The sequence below is a fragment of the Pseudarthrobacter adonitolis genome (assembly GCF_055412845.1).
The window spans coordinates 1-6,022 of the sequence record NZ_JBVAYW010000041.1 but is presented as its reverse complement, the minus strand read 5'-3'; the positions used below and the strand labels follow the sequence as shown (position 1 = coordinate 6,022).

The 6,022-nt window shown below is 63.4% G+C and carries 8 protein-coding genes; 6 read left to right on the top strand and 2 right to left on the bottom strand.

Going from position 1 to position 6,022, the window contains the following annotated elements; translation table 11 throughout:
* Positions 1-57 precede the first annotated feature (57 nt).
* Positions 58-444, bottom strand: a complete 387-nt coding sequence (locus ACZYZ4_RS19225) for a hypothetical protein (protein ID WP_463863378.1) — start codon at positions 442-444, stop codon at positions 58-60.
* On the opposite strand from ACZYZ4_RS19225, the gene ACZYZ4_RS19220 reads away from it, so the two are divergent.
* Positions 434-595 carry a hypothetical protein gene (locus ACZYZ4_RS19220; protein ID WP_463863377.1) on the top strand — a complete coding sequence of 54 codons (162 nt, stop codon included), beginning with the start codon at positions 434-436 and terminating at the stop codon, positions 593-595. The genes ACZYZ4_RS19225 and ACZYZ4_RS19220 overlap by 11 nt on opposite strands.
* A 100-nt stretch (positions 596-695) precedes the next feature.
* On the opposite strand, the gene ACZYZ4_RS19215 is transcribed toward ACZYZ4_RS19220, so the two are convergent.
* A complete protein-coding gene (locus tag ACZYZ4_RS19215; RefSeq protein ID WP_463863376.1) occupies positions 696-1,526 on the bottom strand; it encodes a tyrosine-type recombinase/integrase in 831 nt (276 codons plus the stop codon).
* Positions 1,527-1,889: 363 nt separating this feature from the next.
* Between ACZYZ4_RS19215 and ACZYZ4_RS19210 the strand changes: the two genes are divergently transcribed.
* The 5 genes from ACZYZ4_RS19210 (at position 1,890) to ACZYZ4_RS19190 (ending at position 5,902) form a co-directional block, all read left to right on the top strand.
* Positions 1,890-2,282, top strand: coding sequence for a hypothetical protein (locus ACZYZ4_RS19210; RefSeq protein WP_463863375.1), 393 nt, complete (start codon positions 1,890-1,892; stop codon positions 2,280-2,282).
* Positions 2,283-2,416: 134 nt separating this feature from the next.
* Positions 2,417-3,100 (top strand): tyrosine-type recombinase/integrase, encoded by a 684-nt coding sequence (locus ACZYZ4_RS19205; protein ID WP_463863374.1) that lies wholly within the window; start codon positions 2,417-2,419, stop codon positions 3,098-3,100.
* Between the two features lie 207 nt (positions 3,101-3,307).
* A complete protein-coding gene (locus ACZYZ4_RS19200; RefSeq protein ID WP_463863373.1) occupies positions 3,308-4,018 on the top strand; it encodes a tyrosine-type recombinase/integrase in 711 nt (236 codons plus the stop codon).
* A complete protein-coding gene (locus ACZYZ4_RS19195; protein WP_463863372.1) occupies positions 4,015-4,278 on the top strand; it encodes a hypothetical protein in 264 nt (87 codons plus the stop codon). Before ACZYZ4_RS19200 ends, ACZYZ4_RS19195 begins: the two co-directional genes overlap by 4 nt.
* Before the next feature lie 226 nt (positions 4,279-4,504).
* Positions 4,505-5,902 (top strand): tyrosine-protein kinase domain-containing protein, encoded by a 1,398-nt coding sequence (locus ACZYZ4_RS19190; protein ID WP_463863371.1) that lies wholly within the window; start codon positions 4,505-4,507, stop codon positions 5,900-5,902.
* Positions 5,903-6,022: the final 120 nt, after the last annotated feature.

The following is a 6,022-nucleotide window of genomic DNA, read 5'->3' as shown; positions in this document are numbered from 1 at the left end:
CGACACCGAAATGGCGGCCCTTCCCATCACCCGCCATCAATGGCACGGCGAATGGAACTACACCCTCAAACCCAACAAATCACAAAAGCCGCGTGAATACTGACAGGCCCTAAACGCGCGGCGGGCTTGTCTGACCAGGGCATGGAGCCCGGCGAACTCCAGTGAGCGGGTGGGTGCCAGGGGGTAATCGGCGATCGTGTCCACCTGCTGGCGGCGCAGGTCATCACCGACCGCGCGCAGCTCCGCCTCTTTGGTCCGCACCTGGTCCAGACGGCACCGCTGCTGCAGCCCGAGCATCACCTCGATCACCACCAGCGGTTCCAGCCCGCGCAGGCTCACCTGCCCGCCGGTCCCGATTGGCGGCTCGATCCGCCCCCATTGCGCCTCGTCGGCTCCGGGGTTCTTGGCTTTGAAGACGCGCAGGCGAATTTGGGTGGGCGTCACAGTAGCGGCCCTCGAGGTGGCGGCGCTGTCGCGGGCAGGCAGCCACCGCGTACGGCGGACAGGCCTCCAGCGCCAAGGTCCGCGGACCGGTGAGGAACTCTGCCAGCCCCAGGCCCAGGGCCTGCCGCTGATCGAGGTGCCGACGGCATAACCGGGCCGTTCCCGAGGCCCATTCCCGGGCGCACCCGGCCACCACACACATGCCAACGCCGCGGTCGGGGCGGTCCTTTGCCGGAAGCAAAGCGATTTCCTCAAGGACCAGCCCGTGCCGGGCGCCGGTGCCGGCAGCCTGCGGCGGCGCTGTGTCGAAGGACGTGAGGGGTGATTCGCCTGGTCGCCAACGATGGGCAGCGAGATGCCCCCGCGGTGGCGTATTTGCTTACCAGCCATTCAACGGCGTCGGTGCTCAACTGTGTGCCATGTCGGCTTGGAAACAGTGGCGAGCGGGGTTGGGCGTCCAGCGCTTTCAACCAATCCCGGAGCGTCGCGACGATCCCGGCAGTCAAGGGCGTGGATCGTTGTTTTCGGCCCTTGCCATGACAACGAACGTGAGGCCCCGTTGTTAGCACCACGTCTTCACAGCGCAGACCGGTAAGTTCAGCGACACGCAAACCGGTTTGGACTGCGACGGTGAGTAGCGCGTGGTCGCGACGACCGATCCAGGTGTCTCGGTCGGGAACGACGAGGATCGCCTCGATCTCTTCTTTGGTGAGGAACGCAACGATCCCCCGATCGAACCGTTTTTGTGGGATCGCAAGGACACCCGAGATCAGATCGGCGTGTTCGGGGTGCTCGAGCGCGGCGAACTTGAACAGCGAATGGATCGCGGCCAGGCGGGCGTTGCGGCTTCGTATGCTGTTGCCCCGCTCGGTTTCCAGATGGGTGAGGAACGCTCCGATAGTCGGGGCGTTGAGGTCGGTGAAATCGAGGCTCGCCGGAGCGAGCTTCTTTCTGTCGGCGATGAATCCGAGGAGCAGCCGGAACGTGTCGCGGTAGGCGGCGACGGTGGCCGGGCTGACCTGTCGTTGGGTGAGGAGGCGGTCGGTGGAGAACTTTTGCCGAGTGGGGGCGAGGGGGCTCATGGCAGTTCTCCGAGGAATTCTTCGAGGCGCCGTCCGACGATGGCGAAGAGTTCGGGCGCGGCTTCGAGATGCCAGTAGGTGGATGCGGGATCACTGTGTCCAAGAACAGCTGACAGCAAGGGTATTCGGGCATCGACATCGGCATGCTGTTGGTGCCAGTCGACCAGTTGGCGAACGGCAATGCTGTGCCTGAGGTCGTGGTTGTGCCGACGTCGGCACAACCACGATTATGCCGACCTCCGCGTTATGCCGACCCCGGCGGGAAAGTCCTTGCGGGCCGGGGTGATCGCGACCACGAGGTCGGCATAACGAGTGCGGGCCGGATGATTTTCTCTATCCAATTCACAGGAGAAGGAGACGATCATGGCTGGGCCGACGAGCAGGGTGAGCAGGGTTTTGATGACGGGGCCGGTGGTTCCGTTTGTGGGTGCATATACGCGGGAGCTCAAGGAGCGGGGCTGTACGCCGTTGACGGTGGTCATTCAGCTTCGCCAGGCGGGGCGACTAAGCTGCTGGCTGGAGATAAAGGGTCTTGCTGCTGCTGATTTGAGCGGGGAGAGGATCGACGAGTTCTTCGCTTTCCAGCGCGCCGGTGGCCGTCACCGTGCCTCGTGGTCGCGTCCCGGCCTGTTGTGCCTGCTCGACGTGCTGCGAGAGGAGGGAGTCGCTGCTACCGAAAAGGCAGCCGTTGCGGCCTCGCCGACGGAGGTGTTGCTGGCCTCCTTGAACACTACCTGCTCGCTGAGCGAGGCCTGACACCGGGCACAGTTCGCGGATACGTTGACCATGCCCGCCGGTTTCTGTGCGCCGTTTCACCAGGGGCCCTTGTCAGCGTGGGCGCGGCGGATGTGACAGGGGCGGCGGTGCTGCACGAGTCCGCAAGAGTCTCATTGAGCGCGACGCAGTTCTTCGTGGCGGGCCTGCGGTCGTTCCTGCGCTTCTGCTTCATCTCGGGCCTGGTCGGGGTTGACCTCTCCGTTGCGGCCCTGCCGGTGACCGGACGGCGGCGGTCACTGCTGCCTGCGGGGATCAGCAAAGCCGATTCCGGGATGCTGCTTGCATGCTGTGATCGCCGGTCGGTGATCGGGCGGCGGGACTACGCAATGATCATCACGATGTTGAGGTTGGGGCTGCGCGCCAGTGAGGTCGCGGGCCTGCGCCTTGAAGATATCCACTGGCGGGCCGGCGAACTCGTGGTGCACGGCAAGGGCGGGCGCGAAGACAGCCTGCCGTTTCCGCCGGACGTTGGCCAGGCAATCGCCGCTTACCTCAACCAGGGGCGCCCGGCCAGTGAGCGGCGGGAGGTCTTCTTCCGGGCCAGGGCGCCCATCATGCCGATCGCGGTCCGCACGGTCTCCTCGACGGTGCGCCGGGCGTGCAGGCGGGCCGGAGGTGGCTCACACCGGCTGCGCCACACCATGGCTTGCGAGATGGTCTCCGCGCAGGTTCCGCTGGTGCAGATCGGTCAGGTGCTGCGGCACCAGAGCCTGCAATCGACGTCCATCTACGCCCGCGTGAATCTGGATCGCTTGCGGCTGCTGGCTGCTCCGTGGCCGGGAGGTGAACCGCGATGAGCACGCTGAGCGGCCACGTGGAGGATTACCTGCGGTTGCGCAGGGCGCTGGGGTTCGGGCTCCAGCGCGAAGAACAGCTGCTGGCCCAGTTCGTGGCCTACCTGGAAACCGCGGGCCAGGCCACGGTGACCAGCGAGCTGGCGATCAGGTGGGCGCGCGAGCCCGCCCGCGCACAGCCAAAACCACTGGGCCAAGCGGCTGGGTATCGTGCGCAAGTTCGCCGCCTACCTCCAAACTGTCGATCCGGCGGCCCAGGTACCCTCGCTGGGAGTGTTCCCCGCCCACCGGCGCCGCCCGGCCCCTTACCTGTGGTCGGAGACCGATATTTGCAGGCTGCTTGAAGGGGCGCGGGGGCTTCGTTCGCCGCTGCGCGCGGCGAGTCTCGAGGCGCTGTTCGGGCTGCTCGCCGCATCCGGGATGCGCATCGGGGAAGCATGCGGCCTTCAGCGCGAGGACCTGGACCTGGACACCGGCGTGGTCACGATCCACCAGGGCAAGTTCGACCGGTCCCGGCTCGTGCCCTTGCATCCGAGCACCATTGAGGCGCTGCGCCGCTACGCGGCCGGGCGCGACTGCTTGTGCCCGCGACCGCGGGCAACCACGTTTTTCCTCTCCGGCACCGGCACCACACTGGACCGCAGCGGAGTGGGGAAAAACTTCCGGAAGGTCACGACCGCGCTCGGCATCCGCACCGAGACGGTGCACCCGAGAATACATGATCTCAGACATAGCTTTGCCGTGCGGACGCTGATCGAATGGCAGCGATCCGGGGTGAGCGTTGACAGCCGGATCGGTGACCTGTCGACCTACCTCGGGCATGTCAGCCCGGCGGGCACCTACTGGTATCTCTCTGCTTCTTCCGAGCTGATGGAGCTCGCCGCCGAACGGCTGCACACCCGGTTCGGGGCAGGACGATGAGCCCGCTCGCTCCGGCGCTGCAGACCTACTTCACCGAGCGTTTGATCAATCACTCGTTCATCTGCGAGGAATACAGCCCCTCACGGCGCAGGAACGCGCCGCCCTCACTGTTCTCGCACGCGTTCTCGTACGCGGTCAAGAACTCAAGCTTCTGGGCCGGGGCGAACGACTGGCGTGGCCGCGGCCCACCAGCCCGGAACTACTACTACTACTCACAGCACTATCTTCACGTACCGCAGTCAAAACCGGACTGGACATGATCATTGGATTCCTGGCTCTTGCCCCACGCGACTAAACGAACTTGCCATGAGCCCCTGGCACCGTTCCAGCCTGACACGTAGGGTGGTGAGACAAACGGGCGCTCTAAGGGACTCCGAGTTACTGTCGGGCTGTTAGGCGTGTTTTAATCATCAGAGGCGTCCCTTGCGCCTCTGAGAATTGATTTCCATGTAGCTGCTTCGGCGGCGGAAAAGTGCTGGGGAACTTATGGAGTTGAAAGACTACTTGCGTCTCATCCGGCAACGCTGGGTTTCCGTCGTTGCCGCCGCTTTAATTGGGCTCGCTCTGGCTGCCGGCTACACGTTCTTGCAGACGCCCCAGTATCAGGCGAAGAGCCAGCTTTTCGTGTCCGTCAAGGCCGGAGCGTCAGCAACAGACGTGTCGCAGGGTAATGCGTTCGCCGAGAGGCGCGTCACCTCGTATGTCAGCTTGGCAACGAGCCCCAGAGTCCTCCAAGCGGTTGCTCAAGAGCTCAATTTGACTGGAGGGGCTAAAGCCCTCAAGGGACAAGTAGTGGCAACAACTCCAGCGCAGACAGTCCTCATCGACATAACAGCCACTGATGCAAACGCGGAGCAGGCGGCGAAGATCGCAAACTCGTCGGCTAACCAGCTCATCGCTGCCGTCAACGAAGTCGAAGACGTGAGCATCGTTCATCTGAGCGTTTTCGAACAGGCGACGGCTTCGAGTGTCCCGTCTTCCCCTAGAGTGCCCTTGAATTTAGCCCTCGGAGTTCTATTCGGTCTTTTAGCCGGAGCGGCCTATGCGTTCTTTCGAGAAGCCCTGGATACTCGGATTAGAAGCCGGGTCGATGTTGAACGGACTGTCGATGCAGGCATACTCGGGACATTTTCCACGGACGCGAGCGTAGAAAAGGAACCCTTGGTTACCCAAGGCGATCTATTGAGCCACAGGGCTGAGAGCTTCCGTCAGCTCCGGACACACTTACATTTTACAAATATCACCGGAGGCGCGCAGACAGTCGTTGTCTCGTCATCGATCCCGGGTGAGGGAAAGACGTCCACGGCGGTGAACCTAGCGATCATGCTGGCCGAAAGCGGTGCCCGCGTGCTACTTATCGATGCCGACCTGCGACGTCCGCGAGTCGCCACATTCCTGGGTGTTGAAGGCTCCGTTGGGCTGACCGGCGTGCTCTCGCACTCCGTGGCTTTGGAAGACGCCATCCAGGAATGGGGCCGTGGTGGTGCCCTCCACGTACTTACCTCAGGACGGTCAGCCCCAAACCCGAGTGAACTTCTGGGGTCACCCACAATGGAGAAGCTCATTACTCGGTTGGAAACTGACTATGAGGTCGTGGTAATCGACGCGCCCCCTCTCCTGCCGGTAACGGATCCCGCCGTGCTGGGCTCGATGGCCAGTGGCGTGGTTCTTGTGGTCAGCGCGGATGGTCGGACCAATCGCGCCGACGTGACCCAAGCCGTTGCCAGTCTGGAAGCGGTCAATGCCAGATTGCTCGGAGTGGTAGTAAACAGGCTGGAAAAGACTGCCAGTAGTCACTACTACTACGACTATCGGCCCGAGATTGGGGAGTCCGGCAAGCGCGGCAAATCAAGGAAGCCTTCCACTCGCAAGTCTCAGGACTAGCCAGTGTTTAGGGCCTGTCAGTATTCACGCGGCTTTTGTGATTTGTTGGGTTTGAGGGTGTAGTTCCATTCGCCGTGCCATTGATGGCGGGTGATGGGAAGGGCCGCCATTTCGGTGTCG

Bases quoted from the DNA above. Each gene is read 5' to 3' on its own strand.
- ACZYZ4_RS19190 (WP_463863371.1), top strand. From the start codon at position 4,505: ATGGAGTTGAAAGACTACTTGCGTCTCATCCGGCAACGCTGGGTTTCC.
- ACZYZ4_RS19215 (WP_463863376.1), bottom strand. From the start codon at position 1,526: ATGAGCCCCCTCGCCCCCACTCGGCAAAAGTTCTCCACCGACCGCCTC.
- ACZYZ4_RS19210 (WP_463863375.1), top strand. From the start codon at position 1,890: ATGGCTGGGCCGACGAGCAGGGTGAGCAGGGTTTTGATGACGGGGCCG.
- ACZYZ4_RS19195 (WP_463863372.1), top strand. From the start codon at position 4,015: ATGAGCCCGCTCGCTCCGGCGCTGCAGACCTACTTCACCGAGCGTTTG.